The sequence below is a fragment of the Alcanivorax sp. genome, from assembly GCF_017794965.1.
Lineage (GTDB): Bacteria > Pseudomonadota > Gammaproteobacteria > Pseudomonadales > Alcanivoracaceae > Alcanivorax.
On record NZ_CP051240.1, the window covers coordinates 788144 to 814046 of the forward strand.

Here is a 25903-nt window from a genome sequence, read left to right on the forward strand (position 1 = left end):
CGGTCAGGCGTCTTGGTCCTGATTGCGGTCGGGGTGGTGGTCCGGGTTGCGCCACAGGCGTTCCAGATCATAAAACTCTCGGGTGGCGGGCAGCATCAGGTGGACAATCACATCGCCCAGATCCACCAGGATCCATTCGCCAGTGTCTTCACCCTCGCTGCCGATGGGCGGGTGGCCCGCTTCCTTGGCCGCGTCCACCACGTTGTCGGCCAGGGCCTTCACGTGACGGTTAGAGGTGCCGCTGGCGATCACCATATGATCTGCCATGCTGGTCATGTCGCGTACATCCAGTTCGGTGATCTTCTGGGCTTTCAGTTCTTCCAGGGCGTTAGTGACCAGGGACAGAATCGGGGTGTCTGCGCTCATGGTGCCTCGTGTTTGGTTAATGATGGCTTGTCCGCCACATTATACAGGTGATGGCGGCGAATATGGGCGCTGACAGTGGCATCCAGTGCCGGACAGTCGCCTTTTTGTTCCAGGGCTTCGCGGATGGCGGTGGCCGACACATCCAGAAACGGGCGTTTGAGCATCAGCCGCAGTCCGGCGGGCTGCTGCATCAGCGCCATGGGATCGCTTTCCGGGAAGGCGCTCTGTACGTCCCCGGTCGCCAGTTCACAGTCTGGACGCGGAACCACCGCCAGGTGGCAAAGGCTGGCGTAATCCTGCCACTGGTGCCAGCGATGCAAGGTGGCAAAGCTGTCGGCGCCGATCATGAAGACCAATGGCCGGTCACCGATCTGCTGTCGGAAGTGACGCAGGGTGTTCAGACTGTAGCTGGGGCCATCCTGACGCAGCTCCCAGTCATCCACGACCAGCTCCGGGTAGTCCCGGCAGGCCAGCCGCAGCATGGCCAGACGCTGTTCGCCATCGGCCATGGGTTGTGACTTGTGGGGAGGCACGGAGTTGGGAAGCAGGTGCACGGGGGCATCCCCCAGCACCTTCGATACCGCCCGCGCCGCACTGATGTGGGCACGATGCACCGGATCAAAGGTGCCGCCAAAGAGGATCAGCGGGACGCTGTCACACATCACGCCACTCGCACCGCGCTGAGAAATGGCACCGCGTGTTGCGTGTTGCGTGGAGCGTGCCAGCGTTATTGCCTGATATGCCCATCACCCAGCACCACCCATTTCTGGCTGGTGAGCCCTTCCAGCCCCACCGGGCCGCGTGCATGGATCTTGTCGGTGGAGATACCGATCTCGGCGCCCAGACCGTACTCGAAGCCGTCCGCAAACCGGGTGGAGGCATTCACCATCACCGAGCTGGAATCCACTTCCGTCAGGAACTGGCGCGCTCGGGTGTAGTTCTCGGTGATGATGGCTTCGGTGTGCCCGGAGCTGTAACGGTTGATATGTTCGATGGCATCATCCATGCCCTGGACGATCTTCACCGCCAGGATCGGCGCCAGGAACTCTTCGCTCCAGTCCGTTTCGGTGGCCTCGTTCATGCCCGCAACGATGCTGCGGGCCTGCTCGCAACCGCGCAGTTCCACGCCGGCATCCTGATAGCGTGCGGCCAGCTGTGGCAGCACCTGGCCGGCGATGGCATTGGCCACCAGCAGGGTTTCGGTGGTGTTGCAGGTGCCGTAGCGCTGGGTCTTGGCGTTGTAGGCCACCTCGATGGCCTTGGCAATATCCGCCTGGTCATCAATGTAGGTGTGGCAGTTGCCATCCAGATGCTTGATCACCGGTACCCGGGCGTCGTTGCTGATCCGCTCGATCAGCCCTTTGCCGCCGCGGGGAACGATCACGTCCACGAATTCGGGGTGGCTGATCAGCTCGCCCACCGCCGCCCGGTCGGTGGTCTCCACGACCTGTACGGCAGTATCGGGCAGACCGGCTTCGCGCAGGCCGATGCGGATGCATTCGGCGATGGCCTGGTTGGCGTGAATGGCCTCTGAACCGCCGCGCAGGATGGCTGCATTGCCGGATTTCAGACACAGGGCCGCGGCGTCGATGGTCACATTGGGCCGCGACTCGTAGATGATGCCGATGACCCCCAGCGGGACGCGCATCTTGCCCACCTGAATGCCGCTGGGACGGTAGGCCAGATCGGTAATGATGCCGACCGGGTCGGCCAGCCCGATGATCTGTTCCAGACCTTCCACCATGCCGTCAAAACGGGCCGTGGTCAGTTCCAGACGGTCAAGCAGGGCCGCATCCAGGCCGTTCTGACGGCCGTTGTCCAGATCCTGCTGGTTGGCTTGCAGAATGGTACTGCGGTGGCTGCGCAGGGCGCTGGCAATGGCGGCCAGCGCCTTGTCCTTGTCACCGGCGCTGGCACGGGCCATGGCCCGGGAGGCCTGGCGAGCCTGCTCGCCGAGACGCTGCATGTATTGCTGGATATCCATAGAGTCACAAACTGAATCAGGTAAAGAGCGGCATTATAGCTGACCCGGACCGCTCTGGATAACACCCCGTCACCCGTCAGGGGAATTCTGGCTGTGTCTGTGGGGGGTGTGAAAACCCGCCATGGACGACTGCCTGAGGGACAGGTGCACCCTGTCGCCCCGGCAAACCGTCAGTGATTTATCCGCTTTACGCTTACATACAAATGGTTAAGAATTGAAAATCTTTGCTACATGACCGTGTCAGACCGTCATTGCAGTTATTTGCTCATGGCGGAGGAGGCGACACCAAGTGGGCACTTTGGCGCGTCGCGTGTGGCGTGCAACAGGGAGCGTAAGGCCGTTGTGCTCCCTGACCGGCAAGTGAACACCTCAAAAGCGCCGCAGGCGCACAACAACAAGAAAAACAAACGGAGCCAGCCAATGGGAATTCATTACGAGGAATATACCCGCTCCTCCATCAAGGCCGAACCGCTGCAGATGTGGGTCGGTAAATGGCGCATTGACTATCTGGCGTTTGCCCACCCGGACAATGCCCACAAACCGCCGCTACTGGTGGTGGGTGGTGCCTTCCAGAATTTCACCTCCTACAAATACTGCGTAGAACGAATCTACGAAGACTTCCCGGTGATCCTGGTGGATCTGCCGTCGCTGGGCAATAACACCCAGATCGCGCCGGACCTGAGCATGGAAGACCTGGCGGACCTGCTGTATGAGTTTTCTCGTCTGTCGGGTCTTGCCACCGTGCACTTGATGGGGCTTTCCCTGGGCTCCGCCATTGCCAGTACTTTTGCCTATAAATATCCCGACGCCACCGGCAAGCTGATCGTGGCGGGCATCGTCACCCGGCCGCGCAAGAGCTGGCGCATGCTGGTGGATGAATCCAAGCGGGTGCTTGGAGAGGGACGCATGGATGAATTCAGCCAGGCCGTCGTGCTGTATCTGGTGAACTACAACCGGCTCAAGGAAACCGGAATTACACCCACCGCCCGCAAGCTGTTCTATCGGCAGATGAAGCGGTTGTCCGAGAATGAGCGGGAGCGCTATGTGATCAACGGCAGCCGGCTGTTGTCGGTGGAAGGGCTGTTGGGCTATCCCGAGTGCGACACCCTGGTGACCACCGGTGAATACGACAGCTTTACCCTGCCCTGGGAAAATGCCTCCTTTGCCGAGAAATGCCCCAATGCCCAGTTCGTGCTGATCAAGGGGGCAGATCACCTGCCCCAGCTGGAAAAGCGGGAAGTGTCGCTGGATCTGTTCTCCACCTTTCTGCGTGGGGAATCCATTGAAAACGTGGAGGGCACGCGCTACTTCAAGAAAGGCGAGACCCGCAACCTGGAGCGTCGCCGCGCCGAACGCCTGGTGCCCTGCAACAGCCACGGCCATGTCACCAGCGAATCGCGCATTGGCGATCAGTACCGATTCAACAAGCCGGTGAAGGTGGTGGATATCAACTTCTTCGGCTGTCTGATCAAACTGGATGAACCCGGCTTCTCCCTGGCCGACCATGCCCGTGACTGCACCCTGACCATGGAAAACCCGGATCTGAAACTGGATCTTCTGGTGTTTGATTATGACGACGAAGGGTATCTTCGTTGCCTGTTCAAACACGGCAACATTGCCCTGGCAGACCGCTTCACCGAACTGCTCAAGGACAGCCAGTATTTTTTGCGCCCCGGCGGTGATGACAAGGTGCACCGGATTTACGGCTAACCTTAAAGGCAATTAAAAGTTAATAATGAATAATTAATAGCTGAAAAAGAGCCAAAAAAAGGCCGTTCCATGCGAAATGGGGCGGCCTTTTTGTTTTCAGGGGTTAGTTATTCATTATTAACTATTAATTATTCATTGCCCGTAGTCGCTTCCATGATCCGCACCATCGGATTGCCACGGGTTTTCGGAATGGGGAGCTGGTCGTAGTAGTTCGCCGGGTTGTGGATTTTCAGGTCGTCGAAGTCGAGCTGTTTGAAGTGGTCGATGGCTTCGTCGTCGGCGTGAAAATGGAATCCCACCTGGCTGCGTGAGACGGCGCCGAGCATGTTGCCGAGTACCTTCAGGGTACGATAGAAGGGCATGCCGCGATAGAGCGGATAGTTGTCGGTGAGATAGGTGCCTTGCGGGAAAGCCTTGAGGGCGCCCGCCAGTGTTTTCCAGAATTCGGAAATCACCGGGAGCGGGAAATAGTTCACCAACCCTTCAGTAATGACCACCACCGGTTTGCTCTGGTCCAGTTGGCCCAGCACATGGGCCAGACTCAACTCGCCTTCGTCGGCAAAGATATTGATGGGCATCACACGATGGTGGTTGCTCAGTACCTGATGTTCCTGCAGCAGTTGTTGTTTGCGCCTGGCCATATCAGGCAGGTCGGTCTCGATGTAGGTGAGCTGCGGATACTGTTCACAGAAACGGTGGCCGCGGGGAGACAGGCCGCAGGCGATTTCCACGACCTGGGTGACACCGCTGTCGATAAGCTGGTGAAGGCGATGGTCGATAAGGTGGTGGCGCTGCAGCAGGAAGGTGCGGATATTGCCGCCGACAATATGGCGGCCCACATACTCAAACGGTGCCAGCGCGCCATACAGGAAGGCGCCACCGCGGGTGCGGAAAAACGGCGCGGAAATGCCATCACGGGTCCACACATGGCCGGTGTACAGGGCGGTAAAACTGATTGAAGAGGTATCGCGGGGTTCGCTCATTGTTGTTCTGCTGCTGCTCATCGTGGACAGACAGGCTAGCAGAGTTTGGCGATCCGGTGAGGGCTATTTGGGCCAAATGATCAGCTACGAGCTACGAGCTACGAGCTACGAGCTACGAGCTACGAGCTACGAGCTACGCTCGTTTGGATCAAGGCAGGCCCAAAAGTTCCCGGGACTCCAGGATTTCTACGAAGCTGCTGTAGGAACGTAGCGCAGTGGAGTAACGCACGGAGTGCGGCCCGAAGGGTGAGCGAAGCGAATAACGTGCCTGCTCGCGATCCGAGCCTCGGCGAGGTAAGGATTCCAGAGGCGAGTCTCGATCGAAACTCGCTTCTGATTTGCAGCACGAAGCGTGCGGCGTGCCGCGTCTTCTATACCACCATGGGCGCGGCCACCGCATCGCGCTTGGTCTTGCCGCACAGGGCTTCCACCAAGGCCAGGGAAAATTCCAGTGCGGTACCCGGGCCGCGGCTGGTGATGCATTGCCCATCGCGGACCACCCGTTGTTCGATGCGTGTCTGGTCTGGCAGGTTGTCGGTGAAGGCGGGATGGCCGGTGGCGGCGATGCCATCCAGCAGGCCGTTGGCTGCCAGTGCCACGGCGGGTGCGGCACAGATTGCGCCATACAGTCTGCCGGCGGTTTTCTGAGCCTGGAGTTTTTCGATCAGGATGTCATTGCTGCCGAGGGTCTCGGCGCCTGGCATGCCGCCGGGCAGTACGATCAGATCAAAGTCTTCAGTCACCAGATCTTCAATCAGCGCATCTGCCTCGAGGCGGGTGCCTCGTGAGGCGACGATACCGGGCTTGCCGGTCACGCTGGCAACGGTGACCTCCACTTCAGCACGGCGCAGCACATCGATTAGGGTGACGGTTTCGATATCTTCGCTGCCATCGGCAACGGGGATCAGGGCGGTAGGCATGCTGGGGCTCCTGCTTTGGCTCAAGCTACAAGCTACAAGCTACAAGCTACAAGCTACAAGCTACAAGCTACAAGCTACAAGCTACAAGCTACAAGCTACAAGCTACAAGCTACGCTTGATTGGATTAAGAAAGGCCGAAAAGTTCCCTTGTTTCTTCATTTCTACGAAGCCGCTGTAGGAGCTCAGCTCGCCTGAGCGATCCGAGCCTAAGCGAGGTAGGGATTCCAGAAGCGGGTTTCGAAACTCAAAACCCAAACCTGATTCCAGGACGAGGGTTTTGCTTTTCGAAACTCGCTTCTCGAAACTCGAAACTCATTACCTCGCTTGAGCTCGGATCGCGGTCGAACGACCGCTCCTACGCGGGGAATAGCGAGTGTTTACCGATGCAAAAAGGCCCGCCCGGTTTTCCGGGCGGGCCTTTTTGCATCAGGCATCAGGCATCAGGCATCAGGCATCAGGCATCAGGCATCAGGCATCAGGCATCAGGCATCAGGCATCAGGCATCAGGCATCAGGCATCAGGCATCAGGCATCAAGCGCCATAGCTACCGCTCCATGCTCCTCGGCAACGGGCTGCCGGCCAGGCGCAGAGCCAGGTTGGTAATGTGTTGCCAGGGGTCGCCCTTGGCCATGCCCTTGACGCATTGGTCGGCGCGGATGGCGCTGGCCTGGGCGGCGCGGATCTGTTGCGGGTTGAGCCGTTGGGACTGAGCCTGCATGGCCCGGGCCCGTTGTGGTGGTAGCCGTGGCGGCGGCCCGCCGGCAATCATGCCATCGAGCATGCGGATATCGCGGCTCAGCGCCCACAGCAGCACCGGGGGCTCCACGCCTTCGGCTTTCAGGGTCTGGATGATATGCATCACCCGGTGGGCATCGCCTTGTGCGGTGGCTTCGGTGAGGTCGAAGGGAGAGTAGCGGCTGGAATCTCCCACCGCTTGTTGGACGTCCTCCGGGCTGACCTGGCCGTTCTCCACCAGCAGGGAGAGCTTGTCCACTTCCTGGGCGGCGGCCAGCAGGTTGCCTTCGCTGCGCTCAATGAGCAGCGCCATGGCGTCGTCACTGGCGTGCAGGCCGCGGCTGGCAAGTCGGTCCTGCAGCCAGTTGCGCAGGTTGTTGCCTTCCACCGGCCACACTTCGATGATGGCACCTATCTCGTCCAGAGCCTTGACCCAGGCGCTATTCCAGTCCTTGCGGCGATCCAGCTTCGAACACTGGATCAGCAGCAGGGTGTCCGGGGAGGGCGCCGCGAACAGATCACGGAGTATCTGGCTGCCATTCTTGTCCGGGCGTTTGCTGCCCAGCACTACTTCCAGGATGCGCCGGCCACCGAACAGACTCATGCTCTGGGCTTCATTGATCAGCGCATTCCAGTCGATGCCGGTATCCGAAGAAAAACGGTGACGTTCGTCAAAACCCTGATCCCGGGCAGCCCGTCGCAGATCGTCGAGCAGTTCCTGTTGTTGCAGGGGCTCGTCGCCGGCCACCAGATAGACCGGTTTCAGTTCCGAAGACAGGTGTTTGCCAAGTTGCTCCGGACGCAGGCGCATATCAGTACGGCTCCCAGCGCTGTGAAGCCGTGGCGATCTGGTTGATCAGGCGGATTGTCATGTCTTCATAAAGATCATCTCGCACCAGATCTTCCTCGTCCGAGGACGCGGTGGCGTTCTCAGGATACCAGGGCAGGGTGCGGATGGAGCGCAGCCGCGCCGGGGTGGTGAGCAGGGCGCCGGTCTTCTTGTCCTGGATGTGCCAGTACAGGGTGTAGCGCAGCTCGATTTCTGCCTGACGGCCCTGGGCGTCAACAGCGGAGGTGCGGCGCATCCAGTCCTCATCATCGATCACCAGCAGATAAGGGGATTCGCCATGTACCAGAACCCCTTGCTTTTCCAGCTGATCTTCCAGCGCATAGCGCAGGGAGGTAGTGGCGCCCTTGATGGTCAGGGTTTCCAGGTTGGGCTGGTTGGTCACACCACGCAGCTGCCAGCCACAAGCGCTGAGCAGCAGGGTCAGTAGCAGAACGGCGATGCTGGCGGCAGCCTTCATGAACCTCTCCATCGACACAGATGGCGGAGATCGGCTAACGCCGATTTCCGCCCTACATTAATTGGCAACAATGTTGACCAACTTGCCCGGGACCACGATGACCTTGCGGATGGTCTTGCCCTCGATGAATTTCTGCACATTGGGTTCGTCCTTGGCAAGGGCCTCCACAGCCTCCTTGTCGGCGTTGGCGGGTACGTTCAGTTTGGCGCGTACCTTGCCGTTGACCTGTACCACCAGCTCAATGCTGTCTTTCACCAAGGCGCTTTCGTCAACGCTCGGCCATGCCGCGGTCAGCACGGTGTCGTCATGGCCCAGTGCCTGCCACAGGGCATGGGCGGCATGGGGGATGATCGGGGCCAGCAGCAATACCGCCGCTTCCAGCGCTTCGTGCTTCACGGCGGCGTCGCCGTCAAAACGGCTGACGTCGTTGATTAGCTCCATCACGGCGGCGATGGCGGTGTTGAAGGTGTGACGGCGGCCGTAATCATCACTGACTTTCTGGATGGTCTCGTGGGTCTTGCGGCGAAGGGCCTTGGCGGTGTCGTCCAGGGCGTCCACGTTCAGGGCGCCAGGCAGGCCCTCTTCCACGTGCTCCGCCACTTGTCGCCAGAGTCGCTTGATGAAGCGGGATGCGCCTTCCACACCGGAATCGTTCCATTCCAGGGACTGCTCCGGGGGCGCGGCAAACATGATGAACAGGCGCACGGTGTCGGCGCCGTATTGCTCGATCATTTCCTGCGGGTCCACGGTATTGCCCTTGGACTTGGACATCTTGGCGCCGTCCTTCAGCACCATGCCCTGACACAACAGCTGTTTGAACGGCTCGTCGGAATCCACCAGGCCGGTATCGCGCAGCAGCTTGTGGAAGAAGCGGGAATACAGCAGATGAAGAATGGCGTGCTCAATGCCTCCAATGTACTGGTCCACAGGCAGCCAATAGTTGGCCGCAGCCGGGTCCAGCATTGCCTGATCGTTCTGCGGGCAGCAGTAACGGGCGTAGTACCAGCTGGATTCCATGAAGGTGTCGAAGGTATCGGTTTCGCGCAGGGCGGGCTGACCATTGAAGGTGGTTTTGGCCCACTCCGGGTCCGCCTTGATGGGGCTGTTGACGCCATCCATTTCCACGTCGGTGGGCAGTACCACCGGCAGCTGGTCTGCCGGGGTCGGATGCAGTTCGCCGTCCTCGGTTTCTACCATGGGGATGGGGGCGCCCCAGTAACGTTGACGGGAGACACCCCAGTCGCGCAGGCGGTAGTTCACTTTCTTCTCGCCCAGGTTACGCTCGCTCAGCCAGGCAGCGATGGCGTCGAAGGCCTCGGCGGAGGTCTTGCCGCTGAATTCACCGGAATTCACCAGCCTGCCTTTTTCGGTGAAGGCGGCTTCAGCCAGATCGATGACCTCACCATTCTCTCCATTTGAAGAGAAGGGCTCGATCACCTGGGTGATCGGCAGGCTGTATTTCTGCGCGAATTCGAAGTCACGCTGGTCATGGGCGGGTACCGCCATGACCGCGCCTGTGCCGTAACCCATCAGGACGAAGTTGGCGATCCACACGGGCACCTGTTCACCACTGATCGGGTGCGTGGCGGTGAGGCCGGTGGCGATGCCTTTCTTCTCCATGGTGGCCATGTCGGCTTCGGCCACCTTGGTGTGCTGGCACTCTTCCACGAAGGCCGCCACGTCAGCATTACCGGCCGCCGCTTTCTGCGCCAGCGGGTGACCGGCGGCCACGGCTACGTAGCTGACGCCCATCAGGGTGTCCGGGCGGGTGGTGTAGACGCGCAGCGGCTCTTCACCTTCGATGGCGAACTGAAGCTCGACGCCTTCTGAGCGACCGATCCAGTTGCGCTGCATGGTCTTGACCTGTTCCGGCCAGCCATCCAGCTGGTCCAGGTCTTTTAGCAGTTCGTCTGCATAGTCGGTGATCTTGATGAACCACTGGGGAATGTTCTTCTGCTCCACCGGGGTGTCACAGCGCCAGCAGCAGCCTTCGATGACCTGTTCGTTGGCCAGCACGGTCATGTCGTGGGGGCACCAGTTGACGGTGGACTGCTTGCGGTACACCAGGCCTTTTTCATACAACTGGGTGAAGAACCACTGCTCCCAGCGATAGTATTCCGGGGTGCAGGTGGCCAGCTCCCGGTCCCAGTCGTAACCGAAGCCCAGGCGCTTGAGCTGGCCTTTCATGTAATCGATGTTCTCGAAGGTCCACTTGGCCGGGGCCACCTTGTTCTTGATGGCGGCATTTTCCGCGGGCAGGCCAAAGGCGTCCCAGCCCATGGGCTGGAGCACGTTCTTGCCCTGCATGCGCTGGTAGCGGCTGATCACGTCACCGATGCTGTAGTTGCGCACATGGCCCATGTGCAGACGACCGGAGGGGTAGGGGAACATGCTCAGGCAATAGAACTTTTCCTTGCCGGCCTCTTCGGTGACCTTGAAGCTTTGGTTATCCTCCCAGTACTGCTGGGCTTGGGCTTCGATCTGATCGGGGCGATACTGTGCGTCCATCGGGTCTCTTTCTGATCACAAAAACAACTGGAAATGGGGTGCGGAACCTTTGAATGGCCTGGGGGCCAGAATAATTCAAGGGTGACCGGCAAAGGAGACATAGGATACATGAGCTCGGCACGGATTTCTCAATGCGCAGTGGGTAATCGCGGTTTTTGTCGGACCGGCGACCGGGAGGAAGGCTCATGGGGCTGACCTGGCTGGCCCTGATGGTGTTGGTGGGGGGGACCTTGCCCGCCATTGTCCGGGGTTTTTTGCCGCCGCTGCCGCGTCGGGTGTCCGGGGTGACGCCCCAGGCGGTGGTGGTGCTGGGCGCCGGGCGGCGTCAACGCAACGGCGAGTTTTCCCTCACCACCCGCGGGTTACGGCGTCTGCAGCTGGCTGCGCGGCTGGCCCATGAACATGGGCTACCGCTGGTGGTTTCGGGGGGGCAGAGAAAGGCCATGGCAGCGGGAGAGCCCTCTGAAGCTGAGCTGATGGCAGCCCAGGTGCGCCGGCGCTGGCCTTCGTTGCAGCTGTTCCTGGAGAACGAGAGCCGCAACACCTGGGAGAATGCACTGAATACGTCGGAGTTGCTGGCAGATCGACAAATTGATGAAGTGATTCTGGTCAGTGACCGCACCCATCTTCCCCGTGCCATCCTGTGCTTTCAGAGTCAGGGGGTGCTGACGGAAGCGGCCTGGCAGAAACGACTGCCCAAACAGGCCTGGCGCCCTTCCGCTGGCGCGTTGTCCATGGTGCCGGAGATCTGGTACGAGTGGGTAGCGCTGGTGTGGTACCACCTGCGGTATCTTTAGCTACGAGCTACGAGCTACGAGCTACAAGCTACAAGCTACAAGCTACAAGCTACAAGCTACAAGCTACAAGCTACAAGCTACAAGCTACAAGCTACAAGCTACAAGCTACAAGCTACAAGCTACGCTCGATTGGATTAAGAAAGGCCGAAAAGTTCCCGGGTTTTCGGCTTCTCAACGAAGCCGCTGTAGGAGCGGTCGTTCGACCGCGATCCGAGCCCAAGCGAGGCAAGGATTCCAGAAACCGCGTTGGCGCTATAGGAGCCGCGTTTGATATGCCCTCCGGGTGCGTCGATCCGCGCGTGTTTTTGCACCGGCACAGTCGTCCAGACAAAACAGGACGTCCTTCCCTTGTGGGAGCTTGCTTGCAAGCGAATCTACCCTCACCAGGTTTGGCCCCTTCGCGTGCAAGCACGCTCCCACAGCCATAGAGAGGGGCTGGTGCGGCAGATCCCTGAAGAAAGATCCCCCTTCGGTCGCCTCGCTGCGCTCGGTTCGTCCCCTGGAAGGGAACTCCTTCTGGTTAATCCCTGCGTATTAGGGGGCGTCTGCTTGCTGCTCAAAACGGGAAGCACAAAAAACCGCACCCATGGGTGCGGTTTTGTATTTGCTGGCAGTGCGGGGGGGCGTCTGATTTAGGCACGGCCTGCCCCGCCTTGCAGCTTGTCGCTTGCAGCTTGCTTACCCGCGACGTTGGTCCAGTCTGCCAGTGAGACCACTCAGATCATAACCCGCATCGGCGGCGGTCTTGAGGATGGTGTCGTTGTCCAGTTCATCGGCCTGACTCAGGGCCCACAGGGTGGTGCAGCGGGTGCCTGTGCGGCAGAAGGCCAGTACCGGCGTCTCGGCAAGGGAGACGATGGCATCGAAGCCATCGATGTCGGTTTCACTGATGTTGCTTCCTACAACGGGCTGATGGGCGTATTCGAGCCCGGCCGCTTCGGCGGCGGCGGCCATTTCAGCGCTGCTGGGCTGATCGTCCGCTTCGCCGTCCGGACGGTTGTTGATCACCATTTTGAAGCCGGCTTTGGCCAGTTCGGCCATGTCCTGGGGCTGCAGTTGTGCGGCGACAAAAAGGTCGTCGGTCAATTTCTTGGTGGTCGGCATGGGGGGCTCCTTGTCAGTGTGCCATCAGCTTACCGGCGTATTGTTGCCTTGCAAGTCATGGCTGGCCTTTTCCAGACAATCAGGTGCCAGGTCTTCAAGGGCCTTGAAATGGCTCAGGTAGATATTGCCACTGAGCTGTTCGGGCAACCTGGCCCGTTTCAATTGATCCATTACCGGCCCCTTGATCTCGGAAAAGTGCAGGGTAAGTCCGGCGTCATGCAGCCGTTGGTCAAGACTGAGCAATCCTTCCACGGCGCTGGCGTCCAGGTGATTGATGGCGGCGCCATTGAGGATCACGTGTTCGGTCTGGGGGCGCTGCAGGGCGGCATCGTAAATCTGGTCTTCCAGGCGACGGATGTTGGCGAAGTAGAGCGCTTCATCAATACGCAGGCTGAGAACCCGTGGGGACACCCTGACGTCATGGCGCTGCACGTTGCGAAAATGTTCGGTGCCGGGCACCTGACCAATCTCTGCCACATGGGGCTGATTGGTACGGTACAGATAGAGCGCCAGTGAACTGATAACCCCGGCCATGACGCCGGTTTCCACGCCAAACCCCAGCACCCCCAAAACGGTGATGAGCATGGCAGTAAAGTCCAGTCTGGAAAAATGCCAGGTATGTTTCAGGGTGGGGATGTCGACCAGGGACAACACCGCCACCACGATGGTGGCCGCCAGAGTGGCCTTGGGGAGAAACGCGAACAGCCCGGTGAGGAACAGGGCCGTCAAGGCAATGCCGGCGGCCGTGAAGACCCCTGCCATGGGGGTTCGGGCGCCCGCATCGAAGTTCACCACTGAGCGCGAGAAGCCGCCAGTGACCGGGAAGCCGCCGCTGAAAGCGCTGGCCAGATTGGCCGTGCCCAGCCCCATCAATTCCTGGTCCGGGTTGATGCGCTGGCGGCGCTTGGCGGCCAGGGTCTGGGCCACGGAAATGGATTCCACAAAACCGATCAGGCTGATCAGGATGGCGGGGACCAGCAGTTGTTGCCACAGGGTCATGTCCAGCGAGGGCATCACCAGCCCTGGCAGCCCCCCGGGGATGTCACCGACGATGGCCAACCCGTCCTTGTCCAACCTGAGCCACGCCGTGATCACGGTGGTAACAACCACCGCCAGCACCGGACCGGCCTTGCTGGTCAGGTCTGCCCAGAAGGGCGAAAAGCCGATGTTCAATAGCAAGGGTTTGAAGGCCCTGCGGACCCAGAACAGGAACGCGGTGGCGGAGCCGCCCAGAATGAGGGTGGTCCAGTGAATTTGATCCCTGTGAGCAAGGAGGGAGAGACTCAGTTCATAAAGGTTATGACCGCTGAGTGGGACCCCGAGCAGGTGCTTGAGCTGGCTGGCGGCAATCAGGATCCCGGACGCGGTGATAAAACCGCTGACCACGGGATGGGATAGCAGATTGGCAATCCAGCCCAGTCTGAACAGGGCCATCAATACCAGAAAACCGCCGGACAGGGTGGCCAGCAGGATGGCGGCGGTGAGGTACTGGGTGGTGCCTGCGGCAGCAATCTCGCTGGCCGCAGCAGCGGTCATCAGGGAGGCCACCGCCACCGGTCCCACGGCCAGGGTGCGGCTGGAGCCAAACAGGGCGTAGGCCACCAGTGGCAGGATGCTGGCATACAGCCCCACCTCCGGTGGCAGGCCCGCCAGCATGGCATAGGCCAGACTCTGGGGGATCAACATGATGGTAACGATGATCGCCGCCACACCGTCCTGCGCCGCAGTCTGCCGGTTGTAGCCGGGGAGCCACTGGGCGGCGCCCAACCATGAGGGGAGTTTCATCAACGCTTTTCCGGTCTGGCCAGCCATTCATGCCCTTTCAACATCATGCTGAAATAGATACGGGGCATGGCGTAGCGCTTCAGCCACCACATGCTGGTCCGGGCAACGGCCGGGTTGAGCGGGAAGCTGGGTTGCAGTTTGCCGCCGTAGCCAAATTCCGCCAGCACGACTTTGCCTTTCTCCACGGTGAGTGGACAGGCGCCGTAACCGGCATAGCCGGCGCTCAGGGGGCGCTTGTCCAGGTGCGCGAGCAGGTTCTCGGCCACCACCGGGGCTTGCTTGCGCACCGCCGCGGCAGTCTTGGCGTTGCTGGCGCCGCAGGCGTCACCCAGGCTGAAAACGTTGGGGTAGTGGGGGTGTTGCAGGGTGGCTTCGTCCACGGCAACCCAGCCGGCCTGGTTGGCCAGTTCACTGTTGCGCACGAAGGCCGGGGCGCGTTGCGGCGGCACCACATGCAACATGTCGAAGGCTTCGCTGCGTTCCCGGCTTTCGCCGTTTTCGTTGGTGTCGCGGAAGGTGGCGGTCCGTGCGGGGCCGTCCACGGCAATCAGTTCACTGGTGAAGTGGAGCTGGGCGTTGTAGCGCTTCACGTATTCCATCAGCGGCGGCACAAAGTCGGACACGCCGAACAGTACACCGCCGGTGTTATGGAAGTGCACTTCAATTTGTCCCAGGCAACCCTGTTCCTCCCAGTGGTGGCAGGACAGGTACATGGCTTTCTGTGGCGCACCGGCGCACTTGATAGGCATGGCGGGCTGGGTAAAAAGGGCGCGGCCCTGTTTCAGTGCCTGTACGCACTCCCAGGTGTAGGGCGCCAGATCATAACGGTAGTTGCTGGTCACCCCGTTCTTGCCCAGGGTTGCTTCCAAACCGGCGATGGCACCCCAGTTCAGCTCCAGTCCCGGTGCGACCACCAGGCTGCGATAACTCAGGTGTTGTCCATTTTCCAGTTCCACCTGACTTTGTTGTGGCAGCAAACGGGTGACCCGGCTGCGGATCCATTTGGCGTTGGCCGGAATCAGTGAGGCGGTGGAGCGACAGGTATCGGTGGGGTTGAAGCAGCCGCCACCCACCAGCGTCCAGGCCGGTTGGTAATAGTGTCGATCGCTGGGCTCGACAATGGCGAGAGTCAGGCCCGGCTTGCGCTTGAGCAGGCTGGCGGCGGCAGCCAGACCCGCCGCCCCACCGCCTACGATCACCACATCCCAGAGCGCAGAGTCATCCAGTGGCATGGCCGCCTCCTTACAATGCGTTCAGGGGAATTTTCAGGTAGCTGACGCCGTTGTCTTCCTCGGGGGGAAGGTGGCCGGCGCGCATGTTGACCTGGACTGAGGGCAGGATCAGGCGCGGCATATCCAGAGTGGCATCGCGGCTTTCGCGCATATCGACGAACTCATCTTCGCTGATGCCCTCATGGACATGGATGTTGTGCTGACGCTGGTCACCCACAGTCGTTTCCCAGACGAAGTCGCTGCGGTTATCCGGCAGGTAGTCGTGGCACAGGAACATGCGGGTCTCATCGGGCAGGGCCAGCAGCTTCTGGATGGACTGGTACAGGGTGCGTGCATCGCCGCCGGGGAAGTCACAGCGGGCAGTGCCGTAGTCCGGCATGAACAGGGTGTCGCCGACGAACACGGCGTCGCCGATCACATGGCTCATGCAAGCCGGGGTATGGCCGGGGGTATGAATGGCGCGGGCTTCCAGGCTACCCACCTTGTAGGTGTCGCCATCCTTGAACAGGTGGTCGAACTGGCGGCCGTCGCGGGCAAACTCGGTACCGGCATTGAACACCTTGCCGAAGGTTTCCTGCACGGTGCGGATATGCTCACCAATGGCCAGCTTGCCGCCCAGCTGTTCCTGAATCCAGGGGGCCGCGGAAAGGTGGTCGGCATGGACGTGGGTTTCCAGCATCCATTCAACGGTGAGATTCTTCTGCTTGACGTAATCGACAATCTGTTGCGCGCTGCCGTGGCTGGTACGTCCGGAATTGGGCGCGTAATCCAGCACGGAATCGACAATGGCGCAGTGACCGGTTTGCGGATCGGTCACTACGTAACTGACGGTGTTGGTGTCGTGATCAAAGAACGCTTTGACTTCTGGGCGTGACATGATGCTCTCCCGTTTGGATTCGGCAATGTCACTGTTATAGGCCTGTACTGACCTAAAGTCAAATTAGATATAAGTATATATCAAAAAGATATATGTGGTTATTCCCTGATACAGAATCGCGATCCCGCCAGCACCATGGCCAGTGCCAGTAACAGCCAGGGCCAGACACCCGTGGCCATGAACGGAGTGGTGCCCTGTCGGGGCTGATACTGGCTGAGCAGTACATCGCGCTCGAACTGGGGCAGGGCATCCACCACCTTGCCGTGATGGTCGATCACCGCAGTGACGCCATTGTTGGTGCCGCGCAGCAACCAGCGCCCGGTTTCCAGCGCCCGCATCCTGGCCATCTGGAAGTGCTGCAGGGGGCCGGCCGAGGTGCCGAACCAGGCGTCGTTGCTGATGGTGATCAGGGCGTCGGCACCGTGGCTGCGGGTGGCGACCTGCTCGGGGTAGAGAATCTCGTAACAGATAAAGGGGGCGATGGTGTGCCCCAGGGCGGTGAGGTTGCGTTGCGCCGGGTCTCCCGGCGTAAAGCCGGACATGGGCAGATCGAAGAACGGGATCAGCCCGCGGATCAGTGATTGCATCGGTACATACTCACCGAACGGCACCAGTTTCTGCTTGTGATAGACCCGTTCATGGCCCGCGGCCGTTTTGAGCGGAATGGCGGCGATGCTGTTGCGATAGGTGATGCCGTCATTATCCAGGGTGCGCCAGGGAATGCCGGTGATAAAACCGCCGCCCCGGGCCTGCAGGGCCTCTCCCTGCTGCTCAACCACGTCCGTGATGGTTTGGTAGAACTCGGTGAGGGCGGATTCTGGCCAGATCACCAGGTAGCCATCGGGGATGGTCTGGGTCAGATCCTGGTAGATCTCGCGGGTGCGTTCGCGCATGGAAATCTGCCATTTCAGGTCCTGGGGAATGTTGCCCTGAACCAGCGCCACTTTCTGCTCGGCCCCGCTGGGCTGGGTAAAGGTCAGGGTGTGCGCAATGCCGGTAAGTATCAGGACACATGCCGACAGGCCCGCCGCCAGCCAGCGTTGCTTGCCGGGTGTGCACAGCTGTACCAGGGTGCTGGCCAGCAGGGTGGTTACCAGTGTCAGTAGCCAGACTCCGCCAAGGGGGGCCAGGGGCGCAAAGGGGGTATCAATCAGGCTGTAGCCGGCATAGAGCCAGGGAAAGCCGGTGAGCAACCAGCCGCGCACCCAGTCCAGCAGCAGCCAGGCACCGGCAAAGACCAGTGCCGAGCGGCCCAGTCGCCAGCTGAGGGAAAAACTGATGCCGTAGAACAGGGCCAGGAAAGCGGCGAACAGGGCGGTAAAGGGAATGGCCATCCACAGCGGCATGAAGCCGTAATCATGCATGGAGACATGCACCCAGCTGATGCCGAAGCCAAACATGCCCAATCCGTAGAGCCACCCCCGCAGCAGGGCTTCACGGGCGGAGCCAGCGTGCTGATGGCAGTAGAACCCGGCGGCGATACTGACGAACGCCAGCGGCCACAGTTCGTAGGGAGCAAACGCCAGGGGAAAGAGCAGGCCGGCAATCAGGGCCAGCAGACGATCACGCATGAATATCCTCGTTTCGTACCGGCGAGCAGGCCGCCTGGCGGTCAACTATAGAGTCTGTGCAACGGTTTGAATAAAGTAGAGCCATAACGATTAGCCGTCGGGGGAGGCGTTGAAAGTTTAAAGTTCAACTCAACCAGCCCCCCGAGACCGGTAACGCTGCTTTGGGGGCATCATAGTGAATCGCTTTTGCAAGTACCATCCGGGCACTGAGGCGCTTTGGTTCTGCGAGCATGATGGCTTGCATCTGTGTCAGCAATGTGTGGATGGCCAGGGGGATAATTACATTGAGGCGCGCTGTCTGATCTGCAACCAGTCCGTTGCGCCGGCCGGGCGGGAGGACAGGGTTCCGTTATGGCAGCAGCTGGACCACATTGTGCGCTTTCCCCTGCACCTGCCCCTGCTACCTGCAATGCTGATCTGGGCAGTGGTGGCGGCGCTGATTCCGCCGTTGCCGGGGCTGTTTGTGTTCGCCGTACTTGGCGGTCTGCCGGTGGCAGGCTTTGCCCAGGCGGCCATGGCCAGCAAGACCCAGCCCCGCCGTCAGCACCAGCGATCCCGGCTGCCGGGATGGCAGGATCTTTCCAGCGGGGCGGGCTGGAAAGGCGCACTGCTTCAGGCGGCGCCGGTGGCGTTACTGCTGACACCTGCCATGGCCTTGATGGTATGGGTGTCAGTCATGGCCGGGTTGTTGCTGGGGGGAGTCGCCATGCTGCTGATTCCCGCGTTCTGGCTCTCCATTCAGGTCAAGGGGGCACAACCGGGCTCCTACGCGGCCGCGCTCACCTACGTTTTTTCCGCGCCCCGTGATTATCTGGTAGTGGCCCTGATGGGAGCGCTGGCCTGGTTGAGCAGTGTGGCGGTGGTCATGGTGGTCATGGATGTGCTGCCGGGGCCACTCACCCAGGCGGTGGCAGGAGGAATGGCGGCTTACTGGTGGCTGGTCATGGCGGCGGGGTGTGGCGCCATGCTGCAAAACCATGGCCGGCTCTGGGGGCTGAACCCGGGCGCTGCGCGGGTGACCCTGTCGTTAGCGGAACGCCGTCAGCGGGTGCTGCTTTGCGCTGGCCGTTTTGACAAGGTGCTGCTGTCATCGGCCAAGGTGGTCAAAAGCAAAAAGGCCACGCTGGCTGACTGGCAGCGCTATGACCGCTTGCTGGCCATCCAGGGCAAGGACGATGAGCGCCAGCAGCAAGTGGAACCTTATCTGGATGCTGTGGTGGCCGCGGGGGATTGGCCAACGGCCTTGCAGCTGCTTACTGAACAGCGTCAGCGTGATGCTGGCTGGCTGCCCGCAGGGCCGGCAATCCGACTGGCCCTTGCCGAGGGGCTCTATGATCTGGCGCCCCGAATGGTGGTGAATCTGCTCAAGGATCTGCACCAGAGCGCGCCGGATTTTTCCGGTCTGGGCGAAGCCTACCTGTTGCTGGCAAAAACCCTGAAAGAGCAGTTTGATCTGTCCGGCAAGGCAGAGCAGTACCTTCGATTTGTGGAGCACCATTGCCAGAGTGCCAAGCTACGCATGCAGGTAAACGAGCTGCGCCAGGCGTGGGCAGCGTAGCAGGCTACGAGGTACGCTGCGATTGGGCAGGAAAACCCAAAATTGTTTCCCCGGTTTTCCATAAGAACGGAAAAGCCCGCCAGATCGTTGAATTCGGTGCTTTGTGAATGGCGTGGCCTGCTGTAGGAGCCCAGCTTGCCTGGGCGATCCGGGCCCCAGCGAGGTCACGATTCCAGAAACCCTATTTGCCCGGTTCTTTCAGCAAGCTGAATTCCCCACAGTCCAAACCGTGCGGGGATCATCAGGCCTTTCCGGCCCGGCAGGTTGCTGAAAATGGATTTCACACCGGGCTCCCTGCGGCGGTTATCGCCGTTGCATTCAACGCCGGGCCCGTTGTTAGGCGTACAGCACACTCATTGCGGCAAGGCCTCGGCACGGTGGCTCAGCCCTTCCTTGCGCAGTGCCTCCCGCAGGTACCGCAGTGCGTTTTTGCGGCGTTCCTTTTCATCAGAGTACTCGGCATGCTGCATGGCAAGCTGTTCCGCCTGCTGGAAGTGCTTTGCCTGGGTCAGCGTGGTGACCAATTGCCACAGGGTGGCTTCGGGGAGGGGGTCGCACTGTTGCTGGCGGTACTGTTTCCACAGGTGCGCGATCTGGGTGGCTTGCCCGGGCTCCGTGGTGGTGACGTTGAACAGTGTGTCAGCGGTTTGATGCCAGTCCTGGGGTAGCGGTCGTTGCGAGAGTTGCGCGGTGAACAAACCGGTGAGGGCATCGAACTGATGAGGCTCGCTGGCCAGCACTTCCCGGAAATGACGTTCGGCGGTTTCACTTTCCAGTTTTCCCAACGCGTCCCAACCATGGCTCAACCGTTGTTGTACTTCCGGATTGAGCGGGGCGCTGGGGGTTTCGCTCAGGGACTGTTGGGTGCCGTGGGGTTGCAGCAGCAGGGCCAGCAGGGCGCCGCCAAGAGCAGCGGCCAGCCCGGCGGCCAGCTGGGCGATCATGGGAGACTGGGCCAGAGTGATGGCTACCAGCAGCACCAGCGGTAAAACGGCCAGGCTCCAGAATGGTAGCTGCACCGTTTTTGCGTCCCCCTGGCGGGCGGGCAAGGACAGCGTGATGGGCTGGCGGGAGAGGACGGTCGCCGCACCCAGCAGAGCCATCAGGGCGGGAGCTGCCCCGGTGAGAGGCGGTTGTCCGATGCCCACGCCAAGCAGATAGCCTGCACCACTGAGCAGGCTGCCGGCCAGCCAGATCACCAAAATTCGCCCGCCACCGAGCTGACGTTCCAGTCGTGGTGCTATCAGGGCGAGAAACAACAGGGCAAGCAGGGTCAGCCACAGGGGGCCCCCGGTGAAGGGGGCGGTGAAAAAGCGTGATGGCCGTGGTTCGGCCGCGGGCAGCCCCCAGCGGTACTGCGGGCTTTGGGCGAGTTGCTCCGGTACCTGTTCGCGCAGGGTCTTCCACTGGGTTATCTGGTCCTGTGACCAGAAGTCTCTTGCTCGCTTTTCGCTATCCGCGACAAATTGCGGGGAGAACAGGGCAGGGGCGTAGGCATGGGAATTGCCTGAGGCCAGGGTCTGCTCCAGGGTTTTCGCTTGTTCGGCGTTACCGTTGAAGCGCAGCCAGGACAAATAGTTGTTCCATTCCAGCTGGCGCAACCCACTGCTCTCATACCACTTGAGTGCGGCCTGGGGGCCCTGCCCGGAATTGAGGAACTGGCTGGCCAGCAGCAGGCTGCCCAGCAGTATGAGCACCCAGGGCAGTGACTTCAGGTGATTGGCTGAAGCATCAGGTGCTGGCCTGTTCAGTGGTGGGTTCATTATTGTTTTCCCCCGGCGGTGTCACGCGCAACAGTCGTATGGTTCTGCCATCGGCACTGAGTACGGTGAAGCGGTAGCCATCCAGGTCCACGCTTTCATCGCGGCCCGGCAGGCGTCCGAACTTCTGCATCACCAATCCCCCGATGGTGTCGAATTCTTCGTCGCTGAATTCGCAGTCAAAATGTTCGTTGAAGTCGTCGATGGGCGTCAGTGCCTTGACGGTGTATTCGTCGTGATCCAGGTCCTTGATCAGGTAGTCGTCTTCTTCAATGTCGTGTTCGTCCTCGATTTCGCCGACGATCTGTTCCAGCACATCTTCAATGGTGACCAGACCGGCCACGCCACCGTATTCATTGACCACGATGGCCATGTGATTGCGGCTGATACGAAATTCACGCAGCAGGGAATCGAGACGCTTGGATTCCGGTACTACCATAGCGGATCGGATGTGATCCTTGATGGCGAAACGGTCCATACGGGCGGGTTCAAGGATCAGCGGTAGCAGATCCTTGGCCAGCAGGATGCCGATGACTTCATCCGGGTCTTCCCCCAGGACCGGGAATCGGGAGTGGGCACAATCGATAATGGTGGGCAGAAAGTCGCGGGGGTCGGAGCTGGAGCGGATGCTGACCATCTGCGAACGCGGGATCATGATCTCCCGCACCTGCATGTCGGCGACGCAAACCGCCCCTTCAATGATGCCGAGGGTGTCTCCGTCAATAACGTCGCTGTCGCGCATGGAGCGCATCAGGTCCAGCAGTTCTGACCGGTCGCCCGGTGTGGAAGAGAAAAACTGGCCGACACGCTCCAACCAACTTCGGCTGGTACCGTTATCCGAATAATCGTCTGACATCAGGGGGCTTGCTCCGTTGTGTTGTCTGTTGTCCCGGCGTAGGGGTCGGCGAACCCCTGTTCGGCCAGGGCGCGAATTTCCAGGGCTTCCATGACGGTGGCGTCGTCATCGTCAATGTGGTCGTAGCCCAGCAAGTGCAGTACACCATGGGTCACCATATGAGCCCAGTGTGCCTGCAGGGTTTTGTGCTGTTCATTGGCTTCCTGGCGCACCACGCTGTCACAGATGATGATATCGCCAAGTAGAGGTTCCATCGCATCAGCGGGCAGTCCTTCCGGCATCTCGAACGGGAAGGAGAGCACATTGGTGGGCTTGTCCTTGCCTCGGTAGTCACGGTTTAGTTCGCGAATCTCGTCAGCGCTGACAATACGCAGGGTGATTTCGCCCCGGGCATTGCCGGCCAGCCGGGCAGCGTGTTGCGCCCAGCGGGTTAACTGCGGGTCATCGGGGGCATCCGGTGAATCCGTGGCCCACTGGATCTCAACGGTCGTTTTCACTGTCCCGCTCATGACGGTCGTAGGCCTCTACAATGCGTTGAACCAGGGGGTGGCGAACCACATCCTTGCTGTCGAAACGGGTGACGCCAATGCCTTTTACGTCTTCCAGCACTTCCAGTGTATTGACCAGACCGGAACGCTGATGGCGGGGCAGATCCACCTGGGTCACATCACCGGTGATCACAGCGCGGGTGCCGAAACCGATGCGGGTGAGGAACATCTTCATCTGTTCCGGGGTGGTGTTCTGGGCTTCATCCAGAATCACGAAGCTGTTGTTCAGGGTGCGGCCACGCATGTAAGCCAGCGGTGCGACTTCGATCACCATGCGATCCATCAGCTTGGCGACCTTTTCGAAGCCGAGCATTTCGTAGAGGGCGTCATAGAGCGGGCGCAGATAGGGATCGATCTTTTCGGCCAGATCGCCAGGCAGGAAGCCCAGCTTCTCGCCGGCCTCTACCGCCGGGCGAACCAGCAGGATGCGTTGTACCTCTGCCTTTTCCAGTGCGTCCACCGCACAGGCCACCGCCAGCCAGGTCTTGCCGGTACCGGCCGGACCGATACCGAAATTGATATCGTACTTCTGCACGCATTTGACGTAATCGCGCTGGTGAGCCCCGCGGGGTTTGATTTTCACCCGGCGGGTGCGGATCACCACGTCATCGGCGGGGAAAGGCACGGTATTGTCCGCGATATTGCCGGCAGTTTTCTCGGCCACGCTGGATTGTTGCAGGTGCAGATGCACCATTTCCGGGGTCAGCTCTGTGCCGTCGCTGGTCTGGTCATAAAGATCAGAAAGAATGGTGCCGGCGGCTTCCACCAGGTCCGGTTCGCCGGAAAGGTGAAACTGGTTGCCGCGGTTATGGATATCCACATGCAGCCGATGGGCAATCTGCTTGATATGTTCATCCAGATGACCGCACAGGCTGGCCAGGCGACGGGAATCGTTGGGTTCGAGACGGATATGCTGTGAAGCGAGTGGTGTGTCCAAGATGGAAAAGGTGGCCCTGCGGGCTGTTGCAAAGGGTTTCAGAATACTCCGAAGCCAGGCTCCGGGGAAGTGAATTTGCTGTGTCTTAGCGGGGGCACACTACCGGTGGAGATGCCTGCACTGCAAGGCCTGATGATTGGCTGTCGTACAAGGTGATGCCATCAGGGCTGCCCGCTGTTCACCAGAGCACCACGAATCTTTGCGTTTTGCTACATCCGGGGCGGGGTTGGAAGCGTAACTCCTTGTGCAACAAACCCTTTTTTGTGTTGGTTTCATGCAATGCCCAGGAGCGAGACGATGAAACGCGAGATGCAGTGGTTGACGGGATTGACGATGGTAACGGCCTTGACGCTGGCAGGGTGCGGTGGAACGGGCGGTAACAACAGTAACCGGCAGGTGGTGCCAGCCAGTGCCCGTTCGGCACCGTTACTGGTGATGCACAACGGCGCGGGTAATCAGGGGCAGATAGAGCGCCTGGGGCCGAATCTGCAGGTAGAGGCTACTTTCAACGCCGGGGCCAATGAAGGCATCGTGCTGGATCTGCTGGGCAATTTGCACGCCGCCAGCGATATCTCTGCCTCCCCCAGTGCCTTCCAGGTTATCCATCGGGCGTCGCTTCGTCTGGATGGGGCCATGAGCAATCTGGGGCTGGATCGAAATGTGGCTGCGCCCGGATCTGCCAACCTCAAGGGGATCGCCATTGCGCATCGGGCGGGGCTGATCATGGCTGCCAATGTGGGGGGCAACAGCATTGAGATCTTTGGCACTGCGGCAGGGGAAAAGGCCGTGCCGCTGGCATCTACCGCGCTGCCTGGCAATGCTTGGGATCTGGTTTACAACGAGACGCTGGATCGTGCCTTCCTGGCCATGACCAATGGCACGGTGCTGGTCATCGACAATTATGTGGCGGGTGGTTTTTCCGCCATGGGCGCACGCACCATCACCCCTGGGGACGGCATGGCCGTGTCCAACCTCCACGGTATCGATTATCGGGCGGGTACAGATACCCTGGTAGTGAGCGATGTGGGGGATGCCGGCGTGGCCGATGACGGCAAGCTGTACGTGATTTCCAATGCCAGCACGGCATCAGGTGTGGTAACGCCGGACCGAACCATTGCCGGTCCCTCGACGCTTCTGGGTAATCCGGTGGATCTGATTCTGGAGGGTAGCCGGGCCTTTATCGCCGAAAAGTCCAATGACGCGATTCTGGTGTACAACAATATCTTTGCTGGCCCGTCAGGGGATGTGGCGCCGTCCCGGGTAGTGGACACGGTCAAACCGGAATCGTTGGTTCGCGATGCCACGGTGCCCCTGGAGGCCGATGTGTCTGATATCGACGACAGTGATGTCGCCATTGAAGGTGTACTGGTCACCAGTAACCCCCCGTTGATGGGTGATCCGGATGTGGTGGTACTGAATACTGCGCTGACCACCATGACCCGCAGCTTTACGGTGGGTGAATCGTTGGAGAGTGTCAGCGTGAACCAGTTGGGTGATGTGTATCTCTCTGCTGATGATGGCACCAATACCACCGGGATGCTGGCTGTGATCAACCGTCTTGGCGTGTCCAGGGACGGGGAGGCATTTGCTTTAAGTCGTGACCGAGTGATTGGTGGTACCAATACCGGGCTGATCAGTCCCAAGGGATTTGATGTGGCTGACGAGCTGGGGCTGGTGCTGGTCACCGACAATGGTGACCCGGCGGTGAAGGTGTTCGGTGCCCAGGCCGGTGGCAATGTGGCGCCGTTGTATACCACGCCATTGAGTGTGGCTCCCTGGGACCTGGATTACGACCCGGACAGCGACACCCTGTATGTGGCCCAGGTCGACGGCACGGTGGCGGTGTTTGAGGCGTATAGCAGTAATCGTGGCGCCACTGGCCCCGACCGCATCATTGTGCCCACCGTCGGTGGCATGCCGGTCACTGCGCCCACCAACCTGCACGGCATTGTCTATGTGTCAGATCGCAACACGTTGATCGTTTCTGATGTGGGCAGTGGTGCCAATCCCACAGATGGCAAATTGTATGTGATCGAAGGGGCAGACCGTGCCGATGGCAATACGCCGGTGGCGATCAGTATTGATGACGGTGACAACAACGCTGTGGGGAATACGCAACTGGGTAACCCGGTGGATATTGCCTGGGATGGTTCCAGCCTCTACGTGGCGGAGAAGTCGCAAAAGCAGGTGCTGCGCTTTGATAACCTGCTCGACAGTGCGGGCGGGGATGTGAGCCCGGATGCCAGCTTTGCACAGAATAATCCGGAATCGGTGGTGCTGTTGCCGGATTATCTGGCCCCGGCGGGCGATGCCGACGGGCTACTGCAAGGCAACCGGTAACGCACTGTGCCGATTCGGCGCAATC

General features: G+C 60.3%; 21 protein-coding genes. 4 read left to right on the plus strand and 17 right to left on the minus strand.

From position 1 onward, the window contains the following. Positions 1–3: 3 nt before the first annotated feature. The 3 genes from rsfS to HF945_RS03525 form a co-directional block, all read right to left on the minus strand. On the minus strand, positions 4–366 hold the full coding sequence (gene rsfS, locus HF945_RS03515; protein ID WP_290524374.1) for a ribosome silencing factor: 363 nt from the start codon (positions 364–366) through the stop codon (positions 4–6). Continuing rightward, positions 363–1028 (minus strand): nicotinate-nucleotide adenylyltransferase, encoded by a 666-nt coding sequence (gene nadD / locus HF945_RS03520; protein ID WP_290524375.1) that lies wholly within the window; start codon positions 1026–1028, stop codon positions 363–365. The genes rsfS and nadD overlap by 4 nt, the downstream gene beginning before the upstream one ends. A 65-nt stretch (positions 1029–1093) precedes the next feature. After that, positions 1094–2350: a glutamate-5-semialdehyde dehydrogenase gene (locus HF945_RS03525; RefSeq protein ID WP_290524376.1), complete on the minus strand. Its 1257-nt coding sequence runs from the start codon at positions 2348–2350 to the stop codon at positions 1094–1096. A gap of 420 nt (positions 2351–2770) precedes the next feature. Here HF945_RS03525 and HF945_RS03530 point away from each other — a divergent pair, with 420 nt between their 5' ends. Then, positions 2771–4060, plus strand: a complete 1290-nt coding sequence (locus tag HF945_RS03530) for an alpha/beta hydrolase (RefSeq protein ID WP_290524377.1) — start codon at positions 2771–2773, stop codon at positions 4058–4060. Positions 4061–4188: 128 nt separating this feature from the next. Here the strand turns inward: HF945_RS03530 and HF945_RS03535 are convergent, their stop codons facing one another. The 5 genes from HF945_RS03535 to leuS form a co-directional block, all read right to left on the minus strand. Continuing rightward, positions 4189–5043, minus strand: a complete 855-nt coding sequence (locus tag HF945_RS03535) for a class I SAM-dependent methyltransferase (RefSeq protein WP_290524378.1) — start codon at positions 5041–5043, stop codon at positions 4189–4191. A 371-nt stretch (positions 5044–5414) separates the two neighbouring features. Further along, positions 5415–5963 (minus strand): DJ-1 family glyoxalase III, encoded by a 549-nt coding sequence (locus HF945_RS03540; protein WP_290524379.1) that lies wholly within the window; start codon positions 5961–5963, stop codon positions 5415–5417. A 544-nt stretch (positions 5964–6507) separates the two neighbouring features. After that, positions 6508–7509, minus strand: a complete 1002-nt coding sequence (gene holA / locus HF945_RS03545; protein ID WP_290524380.1) for a DNA polymerase III subunit delta — start codon at positions 7507–7509, stop codon at positions 6508–6510. A gap of 1 nt (position 7510) precedes the next feature. After that, positions 7511–8005 carry an LPS assembly lipoprotein LptE gene (gene lptE / locus HF945_RS03550; protein WP_290524381.1) on the minus strand — a complete coding sequence of 165 codons (495 nt, stop codon included), beginning with the start codon at positions 8003–8005 and terminating at the stop codon, positions 7511–7513. Positions 8006–8062: 57 nt separating this feature from the next. Then, positions 8063–10513, minus strand: a complete 2451-nt coding sequence (leuS, locus tag HF945_RS03555; protein ID WP_290524382.1) for a leucine--tRNA ligase — start codon at positions 10511–10513, stop codon at positions 8063–8065. 185 nt (positions 10514–10698) lie between these two features. Between leuS and HF945_RS03560 the strand changes: the two genes are divergently transcribed. Further along, positions 10699–11310 (plus strand): YdcF family protein, encoded by a 612-nt coding sequence (locus HF945_RS03560; protein ID WP_290524383.1) that lies wholly within the window; start codon positions 10699–10701, stop codon positions 11308–11310. A gap of 678 nt (positions 11311–11988) precedes the next feature. Here HF945_RS03560 and HF945_RS03565 read toward each other — a convergent pair. The 5 genes from HF945_RS03565 to lnt form a co-directional block, all read right to left on the minus strand. Further along, positions 11989–12414 carry a TIGR01244 family sulfur transferase gene (locus HF945_RS03565; protein ID WP_290524384.1) on the minus strand — a complete coding sequence of 142 codons (426 nt, stop codon included), beginning with the start codon at positions 12412–12414 and terminating at the stop codon, positions 11989–11991. A gap of 24 nt (positions 12415–12438) precedes the next feature. Continuing rightward, positions 12439–14199, minus strand: a complete 1761-nt coding sequence (gene sulP, locus HF945_RS03570) for a sulfate permease (RefSeq protein ID WP_290524385.1) — start codon at positions 14197–14199, stop codon at positions 12439–12441. Continuing rightward, positions 14199–15431 carry an FAD/NAD(P)-binding oxidoreductase gene (locus HF945_RS03575; protein ID WP_290524386.1) on the minus strand — a complete coding sequence of 411 codons (1233 nt, stop codon included), beginning with the start codon at positions 15429–15431 and terminating at the stop codon, positions 14199–14201. The genes sulP and HF945_RS03575 overlap by 1 nt, the downstream gene beginning before the upstream one ends. A 10-nt stretch (positions 15432–15441) precedes the next feature. Then, positions 15442–16308, minus strand: a complete 867-nt coding sequence (locus HF945_RS03580) for an MBL fold metallo-hydrolase (RefSeq protein ID WP_290524387.1) — start codon at positions 16306–16308, stop codon at positions 15442–15444. A 98-nt stretch (positions 16309–16406) separates the two neighbouring features. Then, on the minus strand, positions 16407–17879 hold the full coding sequence (gene lnt / locus HF945_RS03585) for an apolipoprotein N-acyltransferase (RefSeq protein ID WP_290524388.1): 1473 nt from the start codon (positions 17877–17879) through the stop codon (positions 16407–16409). Between the two features lie 175 nt (positions 17880–18054). Between lnt and HF945_RS03590 the strand changes: the two genes are divergently transcribed. Beyond that, positions 18055–19437, plus strand: coding sequence for a B-box zinc finger protein (locus tag HF945_RS03590; RefSeq protein WP_290524389.1), 1383 nt, complete (start codon positions 18055–18057; stop codon positions 19435–19437). 353 nt (positions 19438–19790) lie between these two features. Here HF945_RS03590 and HF945_RS03595 read toward each other — a convergent pair whose 3' ends face one another. The 4 genes from HF945_RS03595 to HF945_RS03610 are packed head-to-tail and all read right to left on the minus strand — an operon-like array spanning position 19791 to position 23538. Next, complete coding sequence (locus HF945_RS03595) at positions 19791–21200, minus strand: rhomboid family intramembrane serine protease (protein ID WP_290524390.1); 1410 nt, start codon at positions 21198–21200, stop codon at positions 19791–19793. Continuing rightward, complete coding sequence (locus HF945_RS03600) at positions 21169–22053, minus strand: transporter associated domain-containing protein (RefSeq protein WP_290524391.1); 885 nt, start codon at positions 22051–22053, stop codon at positions 21169–21171. The genes HF945_RS03595 and HF945_RS03600 overlap by 32 nt, the downstream gene beginning before the upstream one ends. Then, positions 22053–22562, minus strand: coding sequence for an rRNA maturation RNase YbeY (ybeY, locus tag HF945_RS03605; RefSeq protein WP_290524392.1), 510 nt, complete (start codon positions 22560–22562; stop codon positions 22053–22055). Before ybeY ends, HF945_RS03600 begins: the two co-directional genes overlap by 1 nt. After that, a complete protein-coding gene (locus HF945_RS03610) occupies positions 22534–23538 on the minus strand; it encodes a PhoH family protein (RefSeq protein WP_290524393.1) in 1005 nt (334 codons plus the stop codon). Before HF945_RS03610 ends, ybeY begins: the two co-directional genes overlap by 29 nt. Before the next feature lie 297 nt (positions 23539–23835). On the opposite strand from HF945_RS03610, the gene HF945_RS03615 reads away from it, so the two are divergent. Then, positions 23836–25878 (plus strand): hypothetical protein, encoded by a 2043-nt coding sequence (locus tag HF945_RS03615; protein WP_290524394.1) that lies wholly within the window; start codon positions 23836–23838, stop codon positions 25876–25878. Positions 25879–25903: the final 25 nt, after the last annotated feature.